21 protein-coding genes and 2 pseudogenes are annotated in these 24,451 nt (G+C 70.6%); 14 read left to right on the top strand and 9 right to left on the bottom strand.

Going from position 1 to position 24,451, the window contains the following annotated elements:
- Positions 1 to 206 precede the first annotated feature (206 nt).
- From AB3K78_RS06655 to cydC, 4 genes are all read left to right on the top strand, one after another.
- On the top strand, positions 207 to 1,655 hold the full coding sequence (locus AB3K78_RS06655; protein ID WP_416446989.1) for a cytochrome ubiquinol oxidase subunit I: 1,449 nt from the start codon (positions 207 to 209) through the stop codon (positions 1,653 to 1,655).
- Positions 1,656 to 1,667: 12 nt separating this feature from the next.
- Entirely contained in the window at positions 1,668 to 2,696 is a 1,029-nt protein-coding gene (gene cydB / locus AB3K78_RS06650; RefSeq protein WP_416446988.1) for a cytochrome d ubiquinol oxidase subunit II, read from the top strand.
- A gap of 11 nt (positions 2,697 to 2,707) precedes the next feature.
- Positions 2,708 to 4,405 (top strand): thiol reductant ABC exporter subunit CydD, encoded by a 1,698-nt coding sequence (gene cydD / locus AB3K78_RS06645; RefSeq protein WP_416446987.1) that lies wholly within the window; start codon positions 2,708 to 2,710, stop codon positions 4,403 to 4,405.
- Positions 4,406 to 4,550: 145 nt separating this feature from the next.
- On the top strand, positions 4,551 to 6,080 hold the full coding sequence (gene cydC, locus AB3K78_RS06640) for a thiol reductant ABC exporter subunit CydC (RefSeq protein ID WP_416446986.1): 1,530 nt from the start codon (positions 4,551 to 4,553) through the stop codon (positions 6,078 to 6,080).
- A 54-nt stretch (positions 6,081 to 6,134) separates the two neighbouring features.
- Here cydC and AB3K78_RS06635 read toward each other — a convergent pair whose 3' ends face one another.
- From AB3K78_RS06635 to AB3K78_RS06625, 3 genes are read right to left on the bottom strand one after another with little or no spacing between them, the layout of a single operon-like run.
- The gene (locus AB3K78_RS06635) at positions 6,135 to 6,386 is read right to left on the bottom strand and encodes a hypothetical protein (protein ID WP_416446985.1); all 252 of its coding nucleotides are present in this window, start codon (positions 6,384 to 6,386) and stop codon (positions 6,135 to 6,137) included.
- A 2-nt stretch (positions 6,387 to 6,388) separates the two neighbouring features.
- Positions 6,389 to 7,330 carry an SPFH domain-containing protein gene (locus tag AB3K78_RS06630; protein WP_416446984.1) on the bottom strand — a complete coding sequence of 314 codons (942 nt, stop codon included), beginning with the start codon at positions 7,328 to 7,330 and terminating at the stop codon, positions 6,389 to 6,391.
- A gap of 42 nt (positions 7,331 to 7,372) precedes the next feature.
- Complete coding sequence (locus AB3K78_RS06625) at positions 7,373 to 8,143, bottom strand: aminotransferase class IV (protein WP_416446983.1); 771 nt, start codon at positions 8,141 to 8,143, stop codon at positions 7,373 to 7,375.
- Between the two features lie 58 nt (positions 8,144 to 8,201).
- On the opposite strand from AB3K78_RS06625, the gene AB3K78_RS06620 reads away from it, so the two are divergent.
- Positions 8,202 to 9,602 (top strand): anthranilate synthase component I family protein, encoded by a 1,401-nt coding sequence (locus AB3K78_RS06620; RefSeq protein WP_416446982.1) that lies wholly within the window; start codon positions 8,202 to 8,204, stop codon positions 9,600 to 9,602.
- 52 nt (positions 9,603 to 9,654) lie between these two features.
- Complete coding sequence (gene leuS, locus AB3K78_RS06615; protein ID WP_416446981.1) at positions 9,655 to 12,171, top strand: leucine--tRNA ligase; 2,517 nt, start codon at positions 9,655 to 9,657, stop codon at positions 12,169 to 12,171.
- A gap of 84 nt (positions 12,172 to 12,255) precedes the next feature.
- Here leuS and AB3K78_RS06610 read toward each other — a convergent pair whose 3' ends face one another.
- Genes AB3K78_RS06610 through AB3K78_RS06600 form a run of 3 tightly spaced genes read right to left on the bottom strand, consistent with a single transcriptional unit; the run spans position 12,256 to position 14,191 of the window.
- Positions 12,256 to 13,050: a hypothetical protein gene (locus AB3K78_RS06610; protein ID WP_416446980.1), complete on the bottom strand. Its 795-nt coding sequence runs from the start codon at positions 13,048 to 13,050 to the stop codon at positions 12,256 to 12,258.
- A 41-nt stretch (positions 13,051 to 13,091) separates the two neighbouring features.
- Positions 13,092 to 13,811: an ABC transporter ATP-binding protein gene (locus AB3K78_RS06605; protein ID WP_416446979.1), complete on the bottom strand. Its 720-nt coding sequence runs from the start codon at positions 13,809 to 13,811 to the stop codon at positions 13,092 to 13,094.
- Positions 13,808 to 14,191, bottom strand: coding sequence for a GntR family transcriptional regulator (locus AB3K78_RS06600; protein WP_416446978.1), 384 nt, complete (start codon positions 14,189 to 14,191; stop codon positions 13,808 to 13,810). The genes AB3K78_RS06605 and AB3K78_RS06600 overlap by 4 nt, the downstream gene beginning before the upstream one ends.
- 185 nt (positions 14,192 to 14,376) lie before the next feature.
- Between AB3K78_RS06600 and AB3K78_RS06595 the strand changes: the two genes are divergently transcribed.
- From AB3K78_RS06595 to AB3K78_RS06585, 3 genes and pseudogenes are all read left to right on the top strand, one after another.
- On the top strand, positions 14,377 to 15,144 hold the full coding sequence (locus AB3K78_RS06595; protein ID WP_416446977.1) for a helix-hairpin-helix domain-containing protein: 768 nt from the start codon (positions 14,377 to 14,379) through the stop codon (positions 15,142 to 15,144).
- The gene (locus tag AB3K78_RS06590; protein WP_416446976.1) at positions 15,141 to 16,247 is read left to right on the top strand and encodes a ComEC/Rec2 family competence protein; all 1,107 of its coding nucleotides are present in this window, start codon (positions 15,141 to 15,143) and stop codon (positions 16,245 to 16,247) included. Before AB3K78_RS06595 ends, AB3K78_RS06590 begins: the two co-directional genes overlap by 4 nt.
- A pseudogene (locus AB3K78_RS06585) lies at positions 16,160 to 17,173 on the top strand (ComEC/Rec2 family competence protein); the annotation flags it as partial. The gene AB3K78_RS06590 and the pseudogene AB3K78_RS06585, both read left to right, overlap by 88 nt.
- 75 nt (positions 17,174 to 17,248) lie before the next feature.
- Here the strand turns inward: AB3K78_RS06585 and AB3K78_RS06580 are convergent.
- A complete protein-coding gene (locus tag AB3K78_RS06580; protein WP_416446974.1) occupies positions 17,249 to 17,461 on the bottom strand; it encodes a hypothetical protein in 213 nt (70 codons plus the stop codon).
- Between the two features lie 254 nt (positions 17,462 to 17,715).
- Between AB3K78_RS06580 and AB3K78_RS06575 the strand changes: the two genes are divergently transcribed.
- Together AB3K78_RS06575 and holA are read left to right on the top strand one after the other, a co-directional pair.
- Positions 17,716 to 18,015, top strand: a complete 300-nt coding sequence (locus AB3K78_RS06575) for a hypothetical protein (protein ID WP_416447399.1) — start codon at positions 17,716 to 17,718, stop codon at positions 18,013 to 18,015.
- Positions 17,964 to 18,737: a DNA polymerase III subunit delta gene (gene holA / locus AB3K78_RS06570; RefSeq protein ID WP_416447316.1), complete on the top strand. Its 774-nt coding sequence runs from the start codon at positions 17,964 to 17,966 to the stop codon at positions 18,735 to 18,737. The genes AB3K78_RS06575 and holA overlap by 52 nt, the downstream gene beginning before the upstream one ends.
- A 159-nt stretch (positions 18,738 to 18,896) precedes the next feature.
- On the opposite strand, the gene rpsT is transcribed toward holA, so the two are convergent.
- Together rpsT and AB3K78_RS06560 are read right to left on the bottom strand one after the other, a co-directional pair.
- Positions 18,897 to 19,157 carry a 30S ribosomal protein S20 gene (gene rpsT / locus AB3K78_RS06565; RefSeq protein WP_099725122.1) on the bottom strand — a complete coding sequence of 87 codons (261 nt, stop codon included), beginning with the start codon at positions 19,155 to 19,157 and terminating at the stop codon, positions 18,897 to 18,899.
- Positions 19,158 to 19,290: 133 nt separating this feature from the next.
- The gene (locus AB3K78_RS06560) at positions 19,291 to 20,088 is read right to left on the bottom strand and encodes an MOSC domain-containing protein (RefSeq protein WP_416446971.1); all 798 of its coding nucleotides are present in this window, start codon (positions 20,086 to 20,088) and stop codon (positions 19,291 to 19,293) included.
- 91 nt (positions 20,089 to 20,179) lie between these two features.
- Here AB3K78_RS06560 and lepA point away from each other — a divergent pair.
- From lepA to hemW, 3 genes and pseudogenes are all read left to right on the top strand, one after another.
- Positions 20,180 to 22,029 (top strand): annotated as a pseudogene (lepA, locus tag AB3K78_RS06555) (translation elongation factor 4).
- Entirely contained in the window at positions 22,026 to 23,156 is a 1,131-nt protein-coding gene (locus AB3K78_RS06550) for a DUF1990 family protein (RefSeq protein WP_416446969.1), read from the top strand. Before lepA ends, AB3K78_RS06550 begins: the two are co-directional and overlap by 4 nt.
- 2 nt (positions 23,157 to 23,158) lie before the next feature.
- Positions 23,159 to 24,397 (top strand): radical SAM family heme chaperone HemW, encoded by a 1,239-nt coding sequence (gene hemW, locus AB3K78_RS06545; protein WP_416446967.1) that lies wholly within the window; start codon positions 23,159 to 23,161, stop codon positions 24,395 to 24,397.
- Positions 24,398 to 24,451 lie beyond the last annotated feature (54 nt).

Genomic DNA, 24,451 nt, shown 5'->3' with positions numbered 1-24,451 from the left:
GGGTGACATGTCGCTCGACGTGAAGAAATCCCTGATCCAGGTGTTGTTCGATGTCAAGATGTATTTGCAGTGAACCCTCAGGAAGCGGAAAATGGAGAGTGACCGGACACCGTTCGGTAGCTCTGCGGGGAATCACCATCCCCAGCCGGAACTCACTATGGGAGTGCGCTCCATAGTGAGTGCGCGCCCGCACCCTGGAGTGTCATATGAACGACTTCCTCGATGCGCTCACGCTGGCCCGATGGCAATTCGGGCTGACCACGCTGTATCACTTCCTCTTCGTTCCGCTCACCATCGGTCTCGCGTTCCTCGTTGCGATCCTGCAGACCTGCTGGTACCGAACCGGCAAGGCCAAATACCTTCGACTCACGAAGCTGTTCGGCAAGATCTTCCTCATCAACTTCGCGATGGGCGTCGTCACCGGCATCGTGCAGGAGTTCCAGTTCGGCATGAACTGGTCGAACTACTCCCGCTTCGTCGGCGACATCTTCGGTGCGCCCCTCGCGATGGAAGGCCTCATCGCATTCTTCCTGGAGGCCACTTTCATCGGTCTCTGGATCTTCGGCTGGGACAAGCTGCCCAAGGGGCTGCACCTCGCCTCCATCTGGCTCACGTCGATCGCGACGATGCTCTCGGCCTACTTCATCCTCGCCGCCAACGCGTTCATGCAGAACCCGGTCGGCTACGAGATCAACGGCGAGAAGGGCCGAGCCGAGCTCACCGACATCGGTGCGGTGCTGCTGAACCCGGTGGCGACCCACCAGTTCCCGCACACCATCTTCGCGTCGATCATGTTCGCCGCCTGCGTCATGGTCGCGGTCGCCGCGTGGCACCTGAAGCGCAACCAGTTCGTCGACGACATGCGCACTGGTCTGCGGTTCGGCCTGTGGGCCAACATCGTCTCGTTCGCGGGCGTCGCCCTCAGCGGGCACCTGCTCGGCGAGGTCATGACCCAGACCCAGCCGATGAAGATGGCGGCGGCCGAAGCGCTCTACAACACGGCCTCCGGTGCCGACGCGTCGTTCTCGATCTTCAGCCTCGGCACTCCCGACGGCGCGCACGAGATCTTCTCGGTCCGTATCCCGTATCTGCTCTCGTTCCTCTCGACGGGCACCTTCGACGGCACGGTCGAAGGCATCCGCGACCTGCAGAGCGAGTACACGCAGCAGTTCTGCGGGGCGGACTCCACGCTGCTCACCTGCCCGACCGACGGCTCCTTTGTACCGATCGTCTGGGTGACGTACTGGGCGTTCCGCTGGATGATCGCACTCGGCGGCCTCGCGACCCTCGTCTCGATCGTGGGTCTCTGGATGACTCGCAAGAACCGCAAGGTGCCCGTGTGGGCCTGGCGCGTCGCGATCTGGACCGCGCCGATCCCGATGATCGCCTCCCTCGTGGGCTGGATCTTCACCGAGATGGGCCGCCAGCCCTGGCTCGTGTTCGGGGTGATGACCACCTCCTCCGGCGTCTCGCCCGGAGTGCCCGGATGGGCGGTGCTCGTCTCGCTCATCGTGTTCACGCTGGTCTACGGATCGCTCGCGGTGCTCGAGTTCAAGCTCATCACGAAGGCGGCGAAGGTCGGCACCCCCGACCTGTCGGCGGACGGCGACGACGACGCGGATGCCGACGCGTCGAAGCTGCAGACGGTCTACTAGGAGATCACGATCATGGAACTCACCACCATCTGGTTTCTCATCGTCGGCGTCATGCTCATCGGGTACTTCGTGCTCGACGGCTTCGACTTCGGCGTCGGCATGGCCCTGCCGTTCCTGGGCAAGGACGACACCGATCGCCGCGTGCTCATCAACACCATCGGGCCGGTCTGGGACCTGAACGAGACCTGGCTCATCGTCGCCGGCGCCTGCCTCTTCGCCGCGTTCCCCGAGTGGTACTCGACGATGTTCTCGGGCTTCTATCTCGCACTGCTGCTGATTCTCGTGGCGCTGATCCTGCGCGGCGTCTCGTTCGAGTACCGTCACCAGGGCAAGGGGCGGGAATGGACCCGCTGGTTCGACCAGTTCATCTTCTGGGGCTCGCTGCTGCCGCCGCTGCTCTGGGGCACCGCGTTCGCGAACCTGGTGCAGGGACTGCCGATCGAAGAGCTCTCGACGGGCGGCTGGGTCTACACCGGGACGCTGCTCACGCTGCTGAACCCCTACGGCCTGCTCGGCGGCCTCACGCTGACGCTGCTCTGCTTCACCCACGGGCTCGTGTTCATCGCGCTGAAGACCGAGGGGGACGTGCGCAGCCGTGCGCGAGCGCTGGCGACGAAGGTGGGAGTGGTGACGCTCGTCGCCGCTGCCGCGTTCCTCGTCTGGACGGTGCTGATGCACGGAGCGCACGCGAACGCCGTGCTGATCGCCGTGCTCGCCGCGGTGGCGGCGGTGGCCTTCGTCGTCGGGCTCGTCGCGAACCTGCGGGGCCGCGAGGGGATCGCGTTCGCCGGCAACGCGGTCACCATCGCGTTCGCGCTGCTCACGATCTTCGCGGCACTGTTCCCGAACGTGATGATCTCGAGCACCGATCCCGCGCTGTCCATGTCGATCGCGGATGCGGCGAGCTCGCAGAAGACCCTCGAGCTCATGACCTGGGTCGCGGTCTTCACGATGCCCCTCGTGCTCGCCTACCAGGGCTGGACCTACTGGGTCTTCCGCAAGCGCATCTCGCGCACGCACATCCCGGCTGCCGCGCACTAGGCTGATCCGAGATGAAACCACTCGATCCCCGGCTGCTGCGGACGGCGCGGGCCGCCCGCAGCGTGCTGGCGATCGGAGCGGTCCTCGGCGTGGTCCGCACGCTCGCGGTGGTCGCCTGGTGCTGGTTCCTGGCCCAGGCGATCACCGCGGTCGCGCTCCCCGCCCTCGGTATTCCCGGGGGCGCGGCGAGTGCGGCGGGCGGCCGCGTCGCGGAGAACGCGTCCTCCGCCTCCGAACTGCCGATGCTGCTCCTCGCGGCCGGGCTCGCGCTGGCCGTGCGCACCGGCGCGGGTCTCGCGATGGACCGTCTCGCGGCGCGCAGTGCGGTGCTCGCGAAGGCCCAGTTGCGTGCCGCGGCGCTCGATGCGCTGGACGCGCGCTCGCCGCTCGCCACGGACGGCCGCCCCGAGGCCGAGCGGGCGGTGTCGCTGGCGCGCGGCCTCGACGCGCTGGACGGCTACTTCTCCGGCTACCTGCCCCAGCTGATCCTCGCCGCGAGCGCGACGCCGATCCTCGTGCTCACGGTGCTGCTCGCCGACCCCCTGAGCGGAATCACCGTGCTGGTCGTGTTCCCGGTCATCCCGATCTTCATGATCCTCATCGGCCTCGCGACCCAGCGGGTGCAGGACCGCCAGTGGGCGCAGCTGAACCGGTTGTCGCGCTCGTTCCTCGATGCGGTCGAGGGGCTGCCGACGCTCAAGATCTTCCGGCGGGAATCCCGGCAGAGCGAGCGCATCGCTCGGGAGACGCGCGAGTACCGCTCCCGCACCATGCAGGTCCTCCGGGTCACCTTCCTGTCGGGCTTCGTGCTCGATCTCGCGGGCACCTTCTCCATCGCACTGGTGGCGGTGACCGTCGGGACCCGGCTCGTCGGCGGCGGCTTCCCGCTGGGGCTCGGCCTCTTCGTGCTGCTCCTGCTGCCGGAGACCTTCGCGCCCATCCGCCAGGTCGGCGCCGCCTACCACGCTTCGGCGGAGGGCCTCGCGGCGGTCGGCGCGGTGTTCGAGCTCATCGACGGGCCGGTCGAACAGGCGCGCGATCGCCGCAGCGCACCCGAGCGCCGTTCCGATCCGGAGCCCGTCGGTCGCGTCGGCTCCGCCCCGGGGAGCCGGGGAATCCGGTTCGACGACGTGGTCGTGCGCCGCGGTGACCGAGCCGTCGTCGGTCCGGTGAGATTCGAGGTCGCGCCGGGCGAAGTGGTGGCGCTCGCGGGGCCGTCCGGCGCCGGGAAGACGAGCCTCGTCGCGACGCTCCTCGGGTTCCTCGAGCCCAGCACCGGCTCTGCGGTGCACTCCGGCGCGATCGCCTGGAGCGGGCAGCGCCCCGACCTGCTGCAGGGAACTGTCGCCGAGAACCTCGCGCTCGGTGCCGATCGGATCGACGCCGAACGTGCGGAGCGCGTGCTCGAGCGGGTCGGCCTCGGCGATCTCGACGCGCGGACTCCGCTCGGTGCCGGCGGCTCCGGGCTCTCGGGAGGGCAGGCGCAGCGCGTCGCCGTCGCCCGCGCGCTCTATCGCGCCGACGAGGTGGGCGCGCACGCACTGGTGCTGGACGAGCCGAGCTCCGCGCTCGACGCACACAACGAATCCGTGCTCGCGGAGGCGCTGCGGGCCGAGGCGGATGCCGGGCGGGCGGTACTCGTCATCAGCCACCGGCCCGCGCTGCTCGCGTCCGCGGACCGGGTGGTCCGGATCGGAGAGACCGCATGACCCGCATTCCCGTGCTCGAGCGCGATGCGACGCCCCTCGAGCGCGTCATCGCACGGGCGCTGCCCGAACGATCGAAGCGCGCCCCGGGGGTCGCCCTTGGGGCGATCGCCGACGCCTGCGTGGTCGGCCTGCTCGCCCTGAGCATGTGGCTCATCGTGCGGGCGGGGGAGCAGCCCCCATCCTCCACCTCACCTTCGCGATCGTCGGCGTGCGAGCGCTCGCGATCGGTCGGGCCGCCTTCCGCTACGCGGAGCGGCTCGCCAGCCACCGGGCGGCGCTCACGCAGCTCTCCGAACTCCGGGTGCACGCCTACGAGCGGCTCGTACCGCGGATCCCCGGCGCGATCGAGGACCGGCGGCGGGGCGAGGTCCTCGGCGCCTTCGTCGACGACGTCGACCAGCTGCAGGACCTCCCGCTCCGCGTCCGTCAGCCGATCGTCACGAGCGGCATCGTCATCGTGCTCTCGCTGATCGCGATGGCGATCGTCTCCCCGCTCGCCGCCCTAGTGCTCGCGCTGGCGCTCGCGGGTTCGGGGGTGCTCGCGGTCCGCTGGTCCTCCAGGATCGCGGCCGAGAGCGACCGCGAGCTGGGGGCCGCGCGTGCTGCGCTGCTCGATGCGCTGCTCGAACGCTTCCGTGCGGCGGAGACGCTCGCGGCGTTCGGCGCCCTGGGCCGGCAGCGGGAACGGATCTCCGCAGCCGAGTCCGAGCTGTCGCGGGTCCAGCTGCGCCGCGCTCGCGCGGCCGGCCTCAGCGCGGCCGTGCTCGGAGCCGCCGCGGGGATCGCGTCGATCGCGATCCTGCTGCTGCTCGCACCCGTGACGGGGCAGGGGCTCTCGGCCCCGCTCTTCGCCGCGGCGGTGGTCGTCCCCGCGGCGGTCTTCGAAGTGTTCGCGCTCGTACCGACGGCATTCGTGGCGAGGCGTACCGCGATGGCGAGCGCGGAGCGGGTCGCCGAGCTGATCGAGACGCCGCTGCCCGCGGAGATCCCGGTCGACGCCGTGGTCGAGGACCGATCGGACCGCGCCCCGGATCCGAGCGCCCCGCTGCTCGAGGTCCGGGGTCTCTCGGCCGCGCACCCGGGCGCGTCCGCAGCCGCGTTCTCGGGCGTGAGCTTCGCGCTGCGGCCGGGGGAGACGCTGGTGGTGTCGGGCCAGAGCGGCGCGGGCAAGAGCACGCTCGCCGCCGCCCTCGTGCGATTCCTCGAGTACTCGGGCTCGTACCTGCTTCGCGGGCGTGAGGCGCGCGCGCTCCCGCAGACGGAAGTGCGAGCGCTCGTCGGCCTCTGCGAGCAGACCCCGCACCTCTTCGACGCCGATCTCCGGCAGAACCTGAGGTTCGCGAAGCCGGACGCGAGCGACCAGGAGCTGCTGGCCGTGCTCGATCGCGTGCGTCTCGGGGACTGGGTGCGCGAGCGGGGCGGGCTCGACGCGCAGGTGGGCGAGCGCGGCTCCCTCGTCTCGGGCGGCCAGGCGCAGCGCATCGCGCTGGCCCGGGCGATCCTCGCGGAGTTCCCGGTCGTGATCCTCGACGAGCCGACGGCGGGTGTCGACCGGGAGGTCGCCGACGCGCTGCTCGCCGACCTGCTCGGGGCGCTGCCCGACGACCGCGCCGCGATCCTCATCACGCATACCGAACTGCCCGTGGGGGTCCGAGCGAACCGCATCGTGCTCTGAGGCGCTGCGCGGATGCGCCGGCCCGCCTGCGCAACGGCGCGGGCGGCGGAACGCTCAGTCGTGCTGATCTGCGCGGGGTCTCCCTCGACCCCGCATCGGGCCCGCGCCGGGATCCCGGCCGGCCTCGGCGAGCGCGCGGCGGAGCACGACCTCGATCTGGGCGTTCACCGAACGGAGGTCGTCGGCGGCCCACCGCGCGACAGCCTCGTGCACGGCGGGATCCATGCGCAGCAGCAGCTGCTTGCGCGCTCCGGGCTTCCTGGTCGACGACCCGCCCGGGTCGCCGCCCGCGCTCGTCTCGGACATGATCAGCTGTAGAGGGACCCGGCGTTGATGACGGGCGTTGCGCGCTGGTCGCTCGTGAGCACGAGCAGCAGGTTCGAAACCATCTGCGCGCGCCGTTCGTCGTCGAGGACGACGACGCCCTCCTGCTCCAGCCGTTCGAGCGCCTGTTCGACCATGGTGACCGCCCCCTCGACGATCTTCTCGCGCGCCGCGATGACGGCGCTCGCCTGCTGGCGCTGCAGCATCGCCTGCGCGATCTCCGGGGCGTAGGCCAGGGAGGAGATGCGCACCTCGATGACCTCGAGCCCCGCGATCGCGACGCGCGCCGCGACTTCTTCGGCGAGCTCCGCGGAGACCAGGTCGGTGCTGCCGCGCAGCGACTGCTCGCCGGGACCCGGCTCGTCGTACGGGTGCGTGGTGGCCACGTGCCGCAGCGCGGCCTCCGCCTGCGTTTCGATGAACTCGCCGTAGTTCTCCACGGCGAACATGGCCTTCGCGGTGTCGGCCACCTGCCAGACGACGATCGCGGCGATGTTCACCGGGTTGCCGTCGGAATCGTTGACCTTCAGCTCGTTGGTCTCGAAGTTGTGCACGCGCACCGAGACCTTCTTGCCGCTCGTGAACGGGGCGACGAGGCTGATGCCGTCGCGCCGGACCGTGCCGATGTAGCGCCCGAAGAACTGGCGCACCGAGGTGTGACCGGGCGTCACGATGGTCAGCATGGTGCAGAGCAGCACCGCGGCGATGATCGTGAGCAGCCCGAGCACGAGGACGAGCGCGCCGCCGGACTCTCCGCCGTCGAGGAGCGCTCCGCCGCCGATCACGAGCAGGCCGCCACCCGGGAAGCCGAGGATGGCGAACAGGAGCGCCGTGATGCCCGCCGCGCTCCCGAGATGCCACGCCGACCGCTCGGCGACGTCGACGCGGATGCCGTCGTGGCCGACGGGTTCGGGAGTGGTGGTCATAGCGGGCTCCTTCGGTCGCCGAATGGTGATTTCAAAAAGATATCACTTTATGCGGAGCGTCGACGGGGCGAGGTCCTGCCAGGTCGCGTCGAGCGCGGTCCGGAATCGGGCGAGGCGCTCGGAGTCCGGTTCGGGGGCCTCGATCCCGTCGATCGCCCATACCCGGCGGATCCCGTGCAGGGCGTTGACCGCCCAGACCTCGCGGGCGGCGAGCTCGGCGGGAGCGGCCCGTCCGGGCACGACTCGGATCCCGGCAGCGGCAGCGGCCTCGCGCACGAGCGCTTCGGCGACGCTCCGGACGCGGGCGCGCGCGGCGCTCACGCGGAGCTCGCCGCGGTCCCACCACAGGATCGCCGTCGTGGCGCCCTCGATCGCGGATCCGTCGTCGGCGAGCAACAGGGCTTCCGCGCCCAGCTCGCGATTCAGCGCGGCGAGGCGCGCGAGGTTCGGCCCCTTGCGCTCGGGATGCTCGAGCTCGATGCCGGTGGCCGAGCGCAGCTCGATCCCGTCGGCCAGCTCCGGCAACGGGCGCAGCGAGAGCCGGAGGCCGAACGCGCCGCTCGCGGCGTCCCGCCAGAGCTCCCAGCGAGGGAACCCCGGACCGTATTCGGCGATCGCGAGCCGTGCCCCGTCGAGGAAGCCGCCGACGCCGCGAACCGCGCCGCGGCTCGCCGCATCGACGGACCGCGCGAATCGGACGGTGTGGCGGTCGAGCCCACGCACCTCCGCGCGGCCGCGGGGCGCGCGCACCCGGAACGAATCCGCGACGAGCAGTTCGTCGTGCGGAGCTGCGGACTCGGGCGGCTGCGCCACGCGGCGGTCTCCTCGGCTCTCGGGTTCTCTGGGCTGCGACCCACACTACGCTGGCTGCATGGGCGGAACAGGACTCGGCGCGGTGCGTGCCGTCCCGTATCCGAGCGATCTCGGCGAGATCGCCCGCTCGCTGTCGACGGAACCGGCGTGGTTCTGGCTCGACGGGGATGCCGCCGAGGACTCGCGGATGAGCTACCTCGGCGTCGCCTCGGAAGTGGTCGAGGCCCGGCGCGGCCGCGAGCACGAGTTCCTCCGACTGCTCGCGCCGGCCGCGCCCGCGGAACGCGCCACCGGTGCGAGCGGATTCGCCGGCGGCTGGGTCGCCGCCCTCTCCTACGAGTTCGGGGTATCGCTGCTCGGCCTGGATCCCGCCCCGGACGACGCGTCCCCTGCGTTCGCGCTGCGCGTCTCGACCGTCCTCGCCGTCGACCATGCGCGGGGGACCGCCGAGTTGCGCGGCGAGGGCGCTGCCGCGCTCGACGAATGGATCGCACGATTCGGATCCGGGGTCTCTTCCGAGAGCCGCGCCGACGCGGGGCGTCCCGGTCGGAGCGGTACCGGCGTGCGCAGCTCCCCGGTCGGGGGAGCGCGCGTCGGATCTCCCGTATGGCGACGCACCTCCGCTGCCTATCGGGCCGACGTCGAGGCCTGTCTGGCTGCGATCGCCGCGGGCGACGCCTACGTGCTCTGCCTGACCGACACCGCGGAGGCGGACGGGGCGTTCGAGCCGCTCGAGCTCTACCGGGAACTGCGGGCCTCCGGAGGAGCGGTCCGGGGCGGCGTCATCGTGGCGGCCGGTCGTGCGCTCGTCAGCGCCAGCCCCGAACGCTTCATCGAGGTCCGCGGCGACCGGGTGGCGACGCGGCCCATCAAGGGCACGCGGCGGCGGGATCCCGATCCGGTCGGGGACCGCGAGCTCGCTGCGGAGCTCGCCCGTGACCCGAAGGAGCGCGCCGAGAACCTCATGATCGTGGATCTCATGCGCAACGATCTCAGCCGGGTCTGCCGGCCCGGCAGTGTCGGCGTGGAGGGCTTCCTCCGGGTCGAGACCCACGCGCACGTGCACCAGCTCGTGAGCACCGTGCGCGGGCGCCTCGCGCCGGGATCCGGCATCGCGGAGGTGCTCCGATCATGCTTCCCGGGCGGTTCCATGACGGGCGCGCCGAAGCGTCGGGCGGTGGAGCTCCTCGCCGGGCTCGAGCGGGGTCCCCGGGGGCTCTACTCCGGGTGCTTCGGCTGGATCGGCGACGAGGGCGACGCGGAGCTCGCGATGACGATCCGGAGCGTCGAACTGCGTGGAGGATCGGGGGAGTCCGGATCCGGCCCGACGCGCTTCGCAACCGCTCGCGTCGGGGCCGGCGGCGGCATCACCGCGGATTCGGATCCGGCGCACGAGGACGCGGAGAAGGAGCTGAAGGCCGTGCCGCTGATCCGTGCGCTCGGCGCGGTATCCTGGTGACTTGTGCGCCCGCTGCCGAGCGGGTGCGTGCGAGTAAGAGATCGAGGTGCGCGTGACCGAGCAGCAGGCCGAGGGCTACGACTTCCGGGCGATTCAGGATCGCTGGCTTCCCGTGTGGGAGCAGCTCGAGCCGTTCGCCGCGGGTCGTTCCGACGACGGACGGCCCAAGAAGTACGTGCTCGACATGTTCCCCTATCCCTCGGGCGACCTCCACATGGGGCACGCCGAGGCGTTCTGCTTCGGCGACGTGCTCGCTCGCTACTGGCGCGGCCGAGGGTACGACGTGCTGCACCCGATCGGCTGGGACTCCTTCGGCCTTCCCGCCGAGAACGCCGCGATCAAGCGCGGCGTCGATCCTCGCGAGTGGACCTACGCGAACATCGCGCAGCAGAAGGCCTCCTTCCGCCTCTACGCGCCGTCGTTCGACTGGAGCCGCGTGCTGCACACGAGCGACCCCGAGTACTACAAGTGGAACCAGTGGCTGTTCCTCAAGATGTACGAGAAGGGCCTGGCCTACCGCAAGGCGAGCTGGGTGAACTGGGACCCCGAGGACCAGACCGTGCTCGCCAACGAGCAGGTGCTCGCCGACGGCACGTCCGAGCGATCCGGTGCGATGGTCGTGAAGAAGAAGCTCACCCAGTGGTACTTCCGCATCACCGACTACGCGGACCGCCTGCTCGACGACCTGGATCAGCTCGAGGGCAAGTGGCCCACCAAGGTGCTGAACATGCAGCGCAACTGGATCGGCCGATCCATCGGCGCCGAGGTCGAGTTCGAGATCGAGGGCCGCGCCGAGAAGGTCCCGGTCTTCACGACCCGCCCCGACACGCTGCACGGCGCGACCTTCATGGTCGTCGCCCCCGATTCCGACCTGGCCGCGGAACTCGCGGCATCGGCATCGGCCGAGGTGCGCATGCAGTTCCAGGCCTACCTCGAAGAAGCCCAGAAGCAGAGCGAGATCGATCGGCAGAACGCCGACCGCGAGAAGACCGGCGTCTTCCTCGATCACTTCGCGATCAACCCGGTCAACGGCGAACGGATCCCCGTCTGGGCCGCCGACTACGTACTGGCCGACTACGGTCACGGCGCGATCATGGCCGTGCCCGCGCACGACCAGCGCGACCTCGACTTCGCGCGCAAGTTCGATCTGCCGGTGCGGGTCGTGCTCGAGGTGCGCGACGCCGAGGGCGAGATCGTCGCCGACCCCGCCGAGAGCGGCGTGGCGGCCTCTGGCGATGGAGTTCTCATCAACTCGGGCGAGCTCGATGGCCTCGGCAAGACCGAGGCCATCGCGAAGGCCATCGAGGTGCTCGAAGCCCGCGGTACCGGCCGTGGCGCCAAGACCTACCGGCTGCGCGACTGGCTGATCTCGCGCCAGCGCTACTGGGGTACGCCGATTCCGATCCTGCACGGCGCCGACGGGTCCATGCGGCCGGTCGATCAGTCCGCGCTCCCCGTCCAGCTGCCGGCGTCCGAGGGCTTGGACCTCAAGCCGAAGGGATCCTCGCCGCTCGGAGCGGCGACCGAGTGGGCGACGGTCGTCGACCCCGAGACCGGCGAGACGCTGACCCGGGATCCCGACACCATGGACACCTTCGTGGACAGCTCCTGGTACTACTTCCGCTTCCTCTCCGCGAACGACGACACCCAGGCCTTCGATCCTGCCGAGGCCAAGAAGTGGGCGCCGGTCGACCAGTACGTGGGCGGCGTCGAGCACGCGATCCTGCACCTGCTCTACTCGCGCTTCATCACGAAGGTGCTGCACGATCTCGGGTACATCGACTTCGAGGAGCCGTTCCTCGACATGCTCAACCAGGGCATGGTGCTGCTCGACGGCGCCAAGATGTCGAAGTCGAAGGGCAACCTCGTCGAGTTCGCGTCCGAGCTGCGCGACCACGGCGCCGACGCGCTGCGCGTTACCCTCGCGTTCGCCGGCCCGCCGGAGGACGACATCGACTGGGCCGATGTCTCGGTGCAGGGCTCGGCCAAGTTCCTGGCGCGCGCCTGGCGCATCGCCGACGACGTCGAGAAGTCCTGCTCGGCGTCGGGGTCGTCGTACGACTCGGGCGATCCGGGGCTGCGTCGGTCCACGCACAGGCTGCTCGCCGACGCTCCCGAGCTCGTCGAGGCTTACAAGTTCAACGTCGTCGTCGCGCGCCTCATGGAGCAGGTCAACGTGACCCGCAAGGCGATCGACGCCGGTGCCGGTGCGGCGGATCCCGCGGTGCGCGAGTCGGCCGAGGCGATCGCGATGATCCTCTCGATCTTCGCGCCGTACGCAGCGGAGGACATGTGGGCGAAGCTCGGGCACGAGCCGACCGTCGCCCTCGCGGTGTGGCCGCAGGCCGACCCCGCGCTCCTCGTCGAGGACGAGGTGACGATGGTGGTCCAGGTCGATCGCAAGGTGCGCGATCGCCTGACGCTGCCGGCATCGGTCACCGAGGCCGAGGCCGAGGCGGCCGCGCTCGCGTCGCCTGCAGTGCAGCGCGCGATCGGAGACCGCGAGATCGTCAACACCGTGGTGCGCGTGCCGAAGATCGTGAGCATCGTCACGAAGCCCGCGAGCTAGGCTGCGCCCGGCCGCCCGAGGCGGCCGGAACGACGAAGCGGAGCGGAACCGCTGAGGTTCCGCTCCGCTTCGTCGTTCCCGGGCTCAGCGCAGCGAGGTGCGTCGTTCGATCGAACGTACGCCCCACCACGACAGCAGGGCCGTCACCGCGATGGTCAGGGGGATGACGCCGAGGCCCAGCACGTCGACCTGCTGCTGGCCGCCGGCGCCGGAGCTCTGGAGCGCGTCGAGGAACTCCTGCAGCATGCCCTGCGCGACGAGGGTGCCGGCGTCGGGCCCGCCGATGGTCAGCCCGAGGGGAACGAAGAGCATCGCCGCGAGCCCGGCGCCCTGCATGACGACGTAGAGTCCGACCCAGCCGAGCAGCGGAGCGCCGAATCCGAGCCGGTTGAACCGTCCCTCGGCACTGATCGACATGATCGCCGCACCGCAGAGCACTGCGAACACCAGCTGCACGAGCAGGACCACGGCGAGGAACCAGATCATGGGCGTTCCCACCGAGTCGAGCATGTCGCCGAGCGCGTCGAAGGCGGCACTCGCGGAGAGCCCGCGAGAGAGGCCGAGTACGACCGTCGCGGTAGCGAGCCCCAGCGCCGAGACCGCGCCCGCGAGCACCGCCACGATGAGGGCGTACAGCGTCTTCGCCCAGAACAGGCTGCGTCCGCGCACCGGGATCGACATCGTGAAGTACCCTTCGCGCCCGTACATCGATTGCCAGTAGCGCACCGCGAGCACGGCGAGCGCCGCAGGGACCAGCAGCAGGGAGGCCAGGACCCCCACCACGAGCCCCGCGGGCCCGAGCACGGGGACGCGGAGGGCCGCGAGCACGAGCGAGAGCGCCGCGACGAGGAGGATCGTGCCCAGCGCTCCGAGAAGCATGCGCCGACTCGTGCGGAGTTCCTGGGAGAGCAGTGCCGACATCATGATGCGTATACCTTTCGGAAGAGAGCGTCGAGGCCCATCTGGTGCTGTTCGCGGAGCTCGTCGGCGGCGCCCTGGAGCAGGATCCGGCCGCCGCGCAGGAAGACGACCGAGTCGACGATCGGCTCGACGTCTTGAATCAGATGCGTCGAGATGATCATCAGGGAGTCCTCGGAGAAGCCGGAGATGATGCCGCGGAGGATCACGTCCCGGGACGCCGGGTCGACGCCGGAGATCGGTTCGTCGAGCAGGTAGACCCGGGCGCGGCGGGACATCGCGAGCGAGATCTGCAGCTTCTCGCGCATTCCCTTCGACATCTCCTTCAGCGTGAGGTCCCACGGGAGTGCGAAGAAGTCGACCATCTGCCGGGCTTTCGCCCCGTCGAAGTCGGCGAAGAACCGGGCGTACTGCGCGATGGCGTCCGCCGGGCGAAGCCCATCCGCGAGGAACGATGCGTCCGGGAGGAACGAGACCAGAGCCTTCGACCCGGGTCCCGGCGCCTGACCGCCGATGCGGACATCGCCCTCCCACTCCGAGAGCAGGCCTGCCAGGATCTTGAGCAGGGTGGTCTTGCCCGAGCCGTTGTCGCCCATCAGGCCGACGATCTGCCCGGAGGCGAGGCTCAGGGAGAGCCCGTCGAGCGCGGAGCGCCCGTGGTACGTCTTCCGGAGTCCCGCGACCTCGATGGCGGGGTGCTCCAGGGGGATCGTTGTGCTCATGGCACGTCCTTTCCGTGTGCTGCGCGCTGCGCCCAGCGCTGTTCGAGGAGGGAGATGACCTCAGAGGGCTCGAGTCCGATGCCGGCCATCGCGTCGATGAAGCCGTCCGCCGAGGTCTCGGCGAGCGCGGACCGTGCGGCAGCGACGGCCTCGCGATCCGTGGTCACGAAACGGCCGACCGTGCGTTCGGTCATGGTGAGGCCGAGGCGATCGATCTCGACCAGGGCCTTCTGCACCGTGTTCGGATTCGCCCCGAACTCGAGGGCGAGCTCGCGGACGGAGGGGATCTTGCCGCCGGGCGGCCATTCGCCAGAGGTGATGAGGCGACGGACCTCATCGACGAGCTGCGCCCAGATGGGGCGTGAGTCATCGATTCTCAATGCGGGGCCTCGTCTCGTGATCTCGTGGCTCGGGCGACATGTTGTCTCGCTGTATTATTACATTAATACAGATGGCGTGTCCATTCGATCCTCCTCGACCGCGCAGACGCCCTCCCCGGGACCCGCGGCGCCGAGTCCTGTGCACAACCGATGCCCCAGGAACCCGCGCGCCTACGGTCGATCGCATGTCACGCATCTCGCCCCCGACCTCGCTCGATCGCTCCCAGATCCGCCAGGCTCTCCTCGAACGCTTCGGCCCCGCGCACTCCGCCGAACCGCCGCCCGAGCCGCTGCAACTGGGACCGGTGGTCCCCGTTCGGGAGCGCGTGCGACGAGCAGTCGGAGTTCCGCTGCTGGCGGGGGCCGCGGTGTTCGTGATCGCGGTGGTCATCGCGGTCTCGCTCGTCTGGATCCGTCCGCACCGCGTCGAGGCCGCTCCGGCCCATGCCGATTCGGCCCGCGGGAACGCTGAGGAGCAGCCCCAGCGGAGCGCGTCGGGCGGGTCGACGGACGACGACCCGCGCTTCGTCCACGTGATCGGAGCGGTCGAACGACCCGGGGTGTTCCGGATGTCCGTGGGAGCGAGGGTCGAAGACGCGGTCGAGGCGGCCGGCGGCCTCACCGCCGACGCAGTTCTCTCGGGCGTCAATCTCGCGAGAACGGTGCAAGACGGAGAGCAGATCCTGATCCCGGACCGCGCCGACGCCGCCGAGCCGCCTGCCGCTGCGGGGGTGACCGCCGGTGCCGGTACCGGTGCCGCTCCGATCGACCTGAACGCTGCGGACCCCGCCGGTCTCGAGACGCTGCCCCGCATCGGTCCCGCCCTGGCGCAGCGGATCGTCGAGTGGCGGACCGCGAACGGTCGTTTCCGGTCCGTCGACGACCTGCTCGAGGTGCCCGGCATCGGCGAGAAGACGCTCGACGGCTTCCGCGATGCCGTGCGGGCGGGGTGAGCGGCACGCGTCGTCCCGGCAGCATCGACGGACTCTGGCGGGTGCTCGCCCCATCGATCGGAATCTGGGGTGTGGCTGCCGTCGCGGTGGCGATGCCCGGCTCCGGTGCGTGGATCGGTGCTGCGTCGGTGCTGTGCGGCGTGCTCGCGGCCGTGATCGCCTACGCCGTCGGCCGCCGGGATCGATCGGCCCGTCGGGAGCCCGGGCTCCTCGGCTCCCGGGCGCTCGGTGCCGTGCTCGTCGGTGCGGCCGGATTGCTCCTCCTGAGCGTTCGGCTGGTCGGACTCGAAGAGGATCGGCGGCATCCCGGGCTGAACGATGCCGCGGACCGCGGGCGTTCGGCGACCGTCGACGTGCAGCTGAGCGCCTATCCGGGTTCGCGGGTCTCCGAGGACGGCACCCGCTCCTGGCTGCGGGGGACCGTGGACGCCGCACCGATTCTCGTCTGGATCGACGGGGCCGCGGATCCCCACTGGGGCCCGGGAAGCCGAATCCGGGTCACGGGTGCAGTCCGGGCCCAACCTCCCGAATCCGACGGGGCATTCGAGATCGCGGCGCGCGGAGCCGTCGAGTCGATTCCCGGCAGGCTGGACGCCGCCGTGAGCACGCTGGCGGAGGCCCGAGCGCGGCTCGTCGCCGCTGCGGCACGGGTTCCGGGGGCGGAGCTGGTGCCCGGCTTCGCCGTGGGGGACACGAGCCCGATCCCTGAGCTCCTGGGCGAACGGATGCGTGCGACCTCGCTCACGCACCTCACGGCGGTGTCCGGGTCGAACTGCGCGCTGGTGGTCGGCGCGATCGCATGGACATCGGCGCGCTTCGGGGCGGGCCGTCGTACGAGGGTCGTCCTGTCCGCAGCCGCTCTCGTCGGTTTCGTGGCGCTCATCGGGCCCGACGCGAGCGTGCAGCGCGCCGCGATCATGGCCGGTGTGATGCTGGCCAGCCGATTCGGCGGAGTCCCGGGCTCCGGGCTCCCCGCGCTGGGCGCGGCCGTGCTGCTCCTGCTGGTCGCGGACCCCTGGGAATCGAGGCAGGCGGGGTTCGGGCTGTCGGTGCTGGCCACCGGGGAGTCCTACTCCTCGCTCCGGCGATCGAGGAAGGCCTGAGACGGTTCGGACGGCTGCCCCGGGTGCTCGCGCTGCCGATCGCGATGAGCGTGGCCGCTCAGGTCGCCTGCGGCCCCGGCCTCCTGCTGATCGAGCCGGGGATTCCGCTGGCCGGCATCCTCGCGAACCTGCTCGCGGCGCCTGCGGCGCCGATCGGTACGGGTGTCGGGCTGATCGCGGTCCTGCTGCTCGGGATCTCGGCGCCGGCAGGGGGCGCGGCGGTCGTGGTGGCGAGCTGGGCGTCCAGCTGGGTCGCGGCCGTGGCCGAGGTCTGCGCGACGCTTCCGCTCGCCCGGCTCGAGTGGCCGGGCGGCTGGTCCGGCGCACTGCTGCTCGTCGTCGTGCAGTGCGCTCCGATGATCGCGGCGGCGCTGCGTTCCGGTGCCCTCGGCCTCCCCGGCGGCGCTCGGGCGCGGCGGCGTGCGCCATGGCGTCCGGCTCCGCCGAAGCCGAGGGCCGTGCGTGTCGCGATCGCGCTGCTCGCATCCGGCGCCGGCGGGATCTCGGCCGGGATCACGGTCGCGGCACCGATCGCGGAGCGCGCTGCCACACCGCGGGACTGGGCGTTCGTCGCCTGCGACGTCGGGCAGGGCGATGCGCTGCTCGTGCGGGATCCGCGAGCGCCGGACTCGGTCGTTCTGGTGGACACGGGGGACGAACCGGAACGGCTGTCGGAGTGCCTGCGGCGCTTCGGCGTCGGCCGGATCCGACTGCTGGTGCTCACGCACGACGACCGGGATCACGTCGGTGCGCTCGCGCGCGTGATCGACCGGGTCGAATCCGCGATCATCGCACCGCCCGTCGGGCAGCCCGTCGGAGGCGCCGCCGGGCAACCGCGCCAGGAACCCTGCGCGAGCGATGAGCGGGTCGTCGCCGAGCGGCGAGTGCTTCGGGAGCTGTGCGCAGCCGGGATACCGGTCGAGCTGGGGGAGGCCGGGCGCCGGCTCGCGCTTCCACGCAACGGCGAGCCGGCTCCGGGGTCGTCTTCCCGACCGGGGAGCTCAGCGCTCGAGGTGTCGGTGCTCGCGCCGTCGGTCGGGCAGCGGCCCGCGGACACGAACGGGGCCTCCCTCGTGCTCCGCGCTCGAGCGTCCGGGTTCGCGATGCTGCTGCTGGCCGACACCGGGCGCGAGGAGCAGGCGACCCTGCTTCGGGAGCGATCCGATCTCTCCGCCGACCTCGTGAAGATCGCCCACCACGGTTCGCGCGATCATGATCCACGGCTCGCTTCGGCGGTGGGTGCCGGGCTCGCCGTCGTCTCGGTCGGCGCGGGCAACCGCTACGGGCACCCGACCGCCGAAGCGATCTCCTCCTACGAGCAGGCAGGCTCCACGGTGCTGCGCACCGATCGGCACGGCTCGATCGCGATCTCCCCGGGCGATGGCGGAGTCGCGGAGACGTGGGTGGAACGCGGAGACGAGGACGCGGGCAGCCAGGCGATGTCTGCGGGCTGCTCTAGGCTGGAGGGGTGGCAGCGGCAAAGGGCGGAACCAAGAGCAAGATCCCTCACGTGGGCTGGTTCGAGGCGCGCCCCGCACCCGTCGTGCTCATCAGCGGACCCGAGTCGTTCCTCGCCGACCGCGCCGCTCGGGCCATCCGCGACCAGCTCAAAGCCGCGGTTCCCGAGACCGAGGTCCACGACCTCGAGGCTTCCGGCTACGCCGCGGGCGAGATCTTCACGATCGCGAGCCCCTCCTCTTCGCCGAACCCAGACTCATCCGGGTCGACGGGGTCGAGAAGTGCTCCGACGCGTTCATCACCGACATGAAGCGCTACCTCGAGCAGCCCGCAGACGACACGACCCTCGTGCTTCGCCACGGGGGCGGTCAGCGGGGCAAGGCGGTGCTCGACCACGTTCGCGGGCTCGCCGACGCGATCGAGATCCCATGCCTCGAGGTCAAGAAGGACCAGGACCGCTACGACTTCGCCATGGGCGAGTTCCACCGGCTCGGGGCGCAGGCGACGCCGGGCGCGGTGCGGCAGCTCGTGCTCGCCTATGCCGGCGGCCTCGGCGAGCTCGCCGGCGCCTGCGCCCAGATCGTCGAAACCGCGGGCGCCCGCATCGCCGAGGACGACGTCGAACGGGCGACCGAAGGTCGCGTCGAAGCGAGTGCGTTCAAGGTCGCCGATGCGGCGACCGCGGGCAAGGCCGCCGACGCGCTCGTGCTGCTCCGGCAGGCCCTCTCGACGGGCACCGACCCCATCCCCATGCTCGCGGCGCTCAATTTCAAGCTCCGCGGCATCGCGCGAGCCTACGGGGCCCGCGGATCTGCCGGGCAGCTCGCGAAAGACCTGGGCATGGCCCCCTGGCAGGCGGAACGCGCGGTGAAGGACGGCCGGGCATGGAGCGAAGAGCACCTGGCTGCGGCGATCGACCTGGCCGCCGAGACGGAGTGGCTTCTCAAAGGCGGCAGCCGCGACCCCGAGTACGCGCTCGAACGCTTCGTGCTCTTCGTCGCCCGCCGCGGACGGGAACCCCGCCGCGCCTGACCGCAACGGCGATCCTCGCCGTGGTCGACGCACCGTCCGGGGCGAGCGGCGCGAGTGGTTCGCGCACGAGCAGCCCGCGAGCGCGAGCAGCCCGAAAGCGGAACAGGCCCCACCGGAATCCCGGCGGGGCCTGTTCGAAGCTGCGAAAGCTGATCGAGGCTACAGCGCAGCGACCTTGACCGCGAGCTTCGACTTGCGGTTCGCGGCCTGGTTCTTGTGGATGACGCCCTTGCTCACGGCCTTGTCGAGCTTGCGCGCAGCAACCTGCAGCTTGGCCTCGGCAGCGCTCTTATCGCCCGCGGAGATCGCCTCGCGCACCTGACGGATCACGGTGCGGAGCTCGCTCTTGTACGCACGGTTGCGCTCGGTCGCCTTGCGGTTGGTCTTGATGCGCTTGATCTGCGACTTGATGTTTGCCACGTTGGGTTCTGTCCTTACGAGGTAAGAGGTATTGACGGGTTGTCCGCGCGGCGAGAGAGGGCACCTTGCGGGGTGTGTGGTGTTGATCCACACGCAAGCCAAGAGTCGAGTTTAGCAGAGATGGGTGGGGAAGTCAGGCGACGAGCTCGACCGTGTCGCCGACCCGGATCGTGCCGCCGCCGCGGAGGGGGAGCAGGAAGCGCCCGAAGGTGGGCTGCCTCTGACCGATCACGCGGGTCAGGGTGGTGAGCACCTCGGCGTCCCGCACCCCGGTCTCCGGATTCGCGTGCGTGTTGAGACAGCGGCCGATCACCTCCTGCGGCGCGAACTCGAGCCTGCCGATCCGCACCCGCGACAGTTCCGAGATCTCCTCCCAGGGCTCCACGCCCTCGATCGCGATATTGGAACGGAACCGGTGGTCGTCGATCGGGCGACCGAGCGCGGACTCGAGGGAGCGGAGGCTCTCGCGGCTGTGCATGGAGACGAAACCGCGTGCGCTGTCCTGGAACCGGGATCGATCGGCCTCGCCCAGCAGGCTCAACGGGAGACGGCCGGGGGACTCGAGCCCGCGCGCGTCCGCCGAGCCGAGCAGGTACTCGGTCACGGTCGCGGAGAGGCGCTCGCGCCCCTCGTCCGAGAGGGGCTCGTCCGCGTGCAGTCCGTCGGGCCCGTCGATGCGGATCCGCCCGGCGGCCGGATCCGTCGTGAGCCGGAGCGCCGCGAGCGCCGGGTACTCCATGCGGGTCAGGCCCTTGGACTTGGACCAGATCTCCAGGCCGTCGCGTTCGCGCGGCGCGAGGGCGTTCGCGTAGCGGAAGGCGAACGCCCGGTCTCCGCGGACGCGTCCGTCATCCTGGATCGCGAGTTCCTCGCAGGCTTCCTGGGTGAACCCCTTGACCGGGAAACGATAGAGCGCGACGACCTGTGCCATGGGGCAATCCTCGCAGACTCCGCCGTGCTGGAGAGCGCTCGGAGCGCAAACGGCCGCGGGAGCCGCGGTTCTCTGGAATAATGGCCTCCATATGTCTCCACGAAGTGTGAATCCGCCCAAGCCGGCTGCGACCGACCCCGCGCAGATCCGCAACTTCTGCATCATCGCGCACATCGACCACGGCAAGTCGACGCTCGCTGACCGCATGCTGCAGATCACCGGCACCGTCTCCGATCGCGATATGCGTGCGCAGTACCTCGACAACATGGATATCGAGCGCGAGCGCGGCATCACCATCAAGTCGCAGGCGGTGCGCATGCACTGGCAGACCGCAGTGGGCGAGTTCGCGCTCAACATGATCGACACGCCGGGCCACGTCGACTTCAGCTACGAGGTTTCCCGTTCGCTCGCCGCGTGCGAGGGGCGATCCTGCTGGTCGACGCCGCACAGGGCATCGAGGCGCAGACCCTCGCCAACCTGTACCTGGCGATGGAGAACGATCTCGAGATCATCCCGGTGCTCAACAAGATCGACCTGCCGGCGGCCGACCCCGAGCGCGTCTCGCGAGAGATCGCCGACCTCATCGGCGGCGACCCCGACGACATCCTCAAGGTCTCGGGCAAGACCGGTGCGGGTGTCGAAGAACTGCTGGATCGCGTCGTCGAGCGGATCCCGGCTCCCGTCGGCCGTGCCGACGCGCCGGCGCGTGCCATGATCTTCGACTCGGTCTACGACCCCTATCGCGGCGTCGTCACCTACGTTCGGATGGTCGACGGGCGTCTCACGCCGCGCGAGAAGATCCTCATGATGTCGACGAAGGCCGAGCACGAGGCGCTCGAGATCGGCGTTTCGTCGCCCGGCCCGACGCCCACCGGAGGCCTCGCGGTCGGCGAGGTCGGCTACCTCATCACCGGCGTGAAGGACGTGCGCCAGTCGAAGGTCGGCGACACGGTCACGACCAAGCTGAAGCCCGCCGAAGAACCGCTTCCCGGCTACACCGACCCGAAGCCCATGGTGTTCTCGGGGCTCTACCCGATCGACGGCAGCGACTACCCGGTGCTGCGCGAGGCGCTCGACAAGCTCAAGCTCTCCGATGCGGCGTTGCAGTACGAGCCCGAGACCTCGGTCGCCCTGGGCTTCGGCTTCCGCTGCGGATTCCTCGGTCTGCTCCACCTCGAGATCATCAGCGAGCGCCTGCGCCGCGAATTCGATCTCGACCTGATCGCGACCGCGCCGAGCGTGGTCTACCAGGTCACTCGCGAGGACGGCAAGGAGATCACGGTGACGAACCCGTCGGAGTACCCCGACGGGAAGATCGCCAGCGTCCGCGAACCGATGGTCCGCGTCGCCATTCTCGCGCCCAAGGACTACGTCGGCACGATCATGGAGCTCTGCCAGAGCCGCCGGGGGAGCCTGCTCGGCATGGAGTACCTCGGCGAGCGCGTCGAACTGCGCTACAGCATGCCCCTCGGCGAGATCGTCTTCGATTTCTTCGACCACCTCAAGAGCCGCACCCAGGGCTACGCGAGTCTCGACTACGAGCCGATGGGCGAGCAGGAGGCCGACCTCGTCAAGGTCGACATCCTCCTCCAGGGCGACAAGGTCGACGCGTTCAGCGCCATCGTGCACCGCGACAACGCCTATCACTACGGCACGATGATGGCGGAGCGGCTGCGCAAGCTGATCCCTCGCCAGCAGTTCGAGGTGCCCATCCAGGCCGCGATCGGCGCGCGCGTCATCGCGCGCGAGACCATCCGTGCGATCCGCAAGGACGTGCTCGCCAAGTGCTACGGTGGCGACATCAGCCGCAAGCGCAAACTGCTCGAGAAGCAGAAGGAGGGCAAGAAGCGCATGAAGATGGTGGGCCGGGTCGAGGTGCCCCAGGAAGCCTTCATCGCTGCGCTCTCGGGTGACGTGGAGGGCAAGGAGCAGAAGAAGTGAGCCGGCGCAGCAGCTATGTTCCGATGCCGGTGACCTACGCGGCCGTCGGGGCGTCGAACGCGCCGGATCTGCTGCGGTTCCCGCCCGACGGCACCACGCCGTTCGAGGAGTCGCTGCTCATCGGCAGCGGTCAGGAGCGCTTCCTGGCAGCGGTCAGTCTGCTCATGACCTGGGGAGCGCACCGCGCTTCCGGCGAGACGATCGCAGACCTGGTCCGCGGCGACGGCGGGCAGTACGCCGGACTCACCTTCGACGCGAACGGCTCGGCAGAGGCCCCCGCTGCGCGCGAGGACCACTTCGGTCCCGACGGCGAGCCGTATCTGACCTCCGGGACGACCGCCACGATCAGCCGCAACGGCGGCAAGCACTCGCGGCGGATCCGCGTGGTCTACGTGATCGACGAGCCCGATCGCGTCGGGTTCGCCATCGGAACCGCTGACGACGACGGCGCGATCGGCGAGGAGCTGTTCCTCGTCGAACACCGCTCGGACGACACCGTCTGGGGTGTGACCCGAGGCTTCCTCGCATCGACGAGCGCGCTCAAGGGCCGCTCGCAGATCCGCTCGGCGATCGGGCGGGCGAAGCAGCACCTCGAGGCGATGCTTCCCGGTGTGGTGCCGGATGCGGCGCCCGTCGAGGCGGCGGCGTCCGAGACGGAACCCGCGGCGGTGCACGCGACCCCGACCGTGCCCGCGCCACGCATCGAGGCGGAGCCGGCAGCCGGAGCTGCCGGGCCCGCAGCGCCGGTCGCACCCGCCGAACCGGTCGACGCAGCCGAACCGGTCGAAGCGGTCGCACCCGCGGATCCGGCACCGCTGCCGAATCCGGCAGCGGACCAGGGTGCAACGGAGGACGCCGAAGTGGATCCTGGCCCCGAGCCCGAGCCCGAGCCCGAGCCCGAGCCCGAGCCCGAGCCCGAGCCGGCAGCGCTCGTCGAGCTGGACACCGCCGGATCTGGGGACCCCGCCGCTGCGGAGCCCGCTGTTCCGGAAGCGGCTCAGGAACCGGCACCCGTCACCGCGAAGTCGTGGGGCAAGTCGAAGGGGAAGGCGCAGGGCGGCAAGTCGTCCGGCTCGAAGCCGCACGGTGGCAAGAACCGCGGCAAGGCGCGCGGCGGCAAGGGCTAGGCGTGCCCAGCATCCTTCCGGAGGGCGATCCCGCGCCGTCCGACGGCTCGCTCCCGGCGAGCGTGCGCGACGGCGCGTCCGATCGCGCCTTCGGCGTCTATGTGCACGTGCCCTACTGCCGGGTGCGCTGCGGCTACTGTGATTTCAACACCTACACGGCGAGCGAGCTCGGTGGGGGAGCGAGCCAGGCCGGGTACGCCGCAGAGGCGGCGACCGAGCTCTCCTTCGGGGCTCGCGTGCTGCGCGAGTCCGGCCTGCCCGAGCGGCGGGTCTCCACCGTGTTCTTCGGCGGCGGGACGCCGACGCTGCTGCCGGCCGGCGATCTCGCTTCGATGCTCGGCCGTATTCGCGACGAATGGGGGCTTGACGCCGGCGCGGAGGTGACGACGGAGGTCAATCCCGACTCGGTCGACGCCGCCTACCTGCGCGCGCTCGCCGATGCGGGGTTCACCCGGGTGAGCTTCGGCATGCAGTCCGCCGTGCCGAGCGTGCTCGCCACCCTCGACCGCACCCACACCCCCGAGCGGATCCCGCTGGTCGTCGAATGGGCGAAGGACGCGGGCCTGCAGGTCAGCCTCGACCTGATCTACGGAACCCCGGGCGAGCGGATCGGCGACTGGGAACGGTCGCTGGACGTCGCGCTCGCCTGCGAGCCGGATCACCTCTCGGCCTACGCGCTCATCATCGAGCAGGGCACCAAGCTCGCGGCGCAGATCAAGCGCGGTCGGGTCGCAGCTCCCGACGACGATCTCCACGCAGAGATGTACGAGCTCGCCGACAGCCGGATCCGCGAGGCCGGCCTGCACTGGTACGAGATCAGCAACTGGTCGCGCTCGCCCGAGACCCGTTCGAGGCACAACCTGTCCTACTGGACGGGCGAGGACTGGTGGGCTGCGGGCCCGGGCGCGCACAGCCACGTCGGCGGGGTGCGCTGGTGGAACGTGAAGCATCCCGCCGCGTACTCGCAGCGCATCGCCGAGGGGATCTCCCCGGCGCACGCGCGCGAGACGCTCGACGCCGAATCGCGGCGCACCGAGCGGATCCTCCTCGAGACCCGGATCTCGGACGGGCTCGACGCCTCGGTGCTCCGCCCGGAGGAACGGCGGGCGATCCCCGGGCTCATCGCGAACGAGCTCATCGACGGGCCCGCGGCGATCCGCGGGCGCATCGTCCCCACCCTGCGCGGGCGCCTGCTCGCGGACACGGTGGTGCACCGTCTGCTCGGTTCCGCCGACGGCTGAATCGAGGTGACGCGGGTGTCCCGAACGGGCCGTTCCGCGAGGTCGGTGGGATAG

The organism is Leucobacter sp. HNU (assembly GCF_047946755.1).
In the GTDB taxonomy this organism is placed as follows: domain Bacteria; phylum Actinomycetota; class Actinomycetes; order Actinomycetales; family Microbacteriaceae; genus Leucobacter.
The sequence above is the reverse complement of the archived record's forward strand: the minus strand, read 5'-3'. Positions and strand labels throughout refer to the sequence as shown.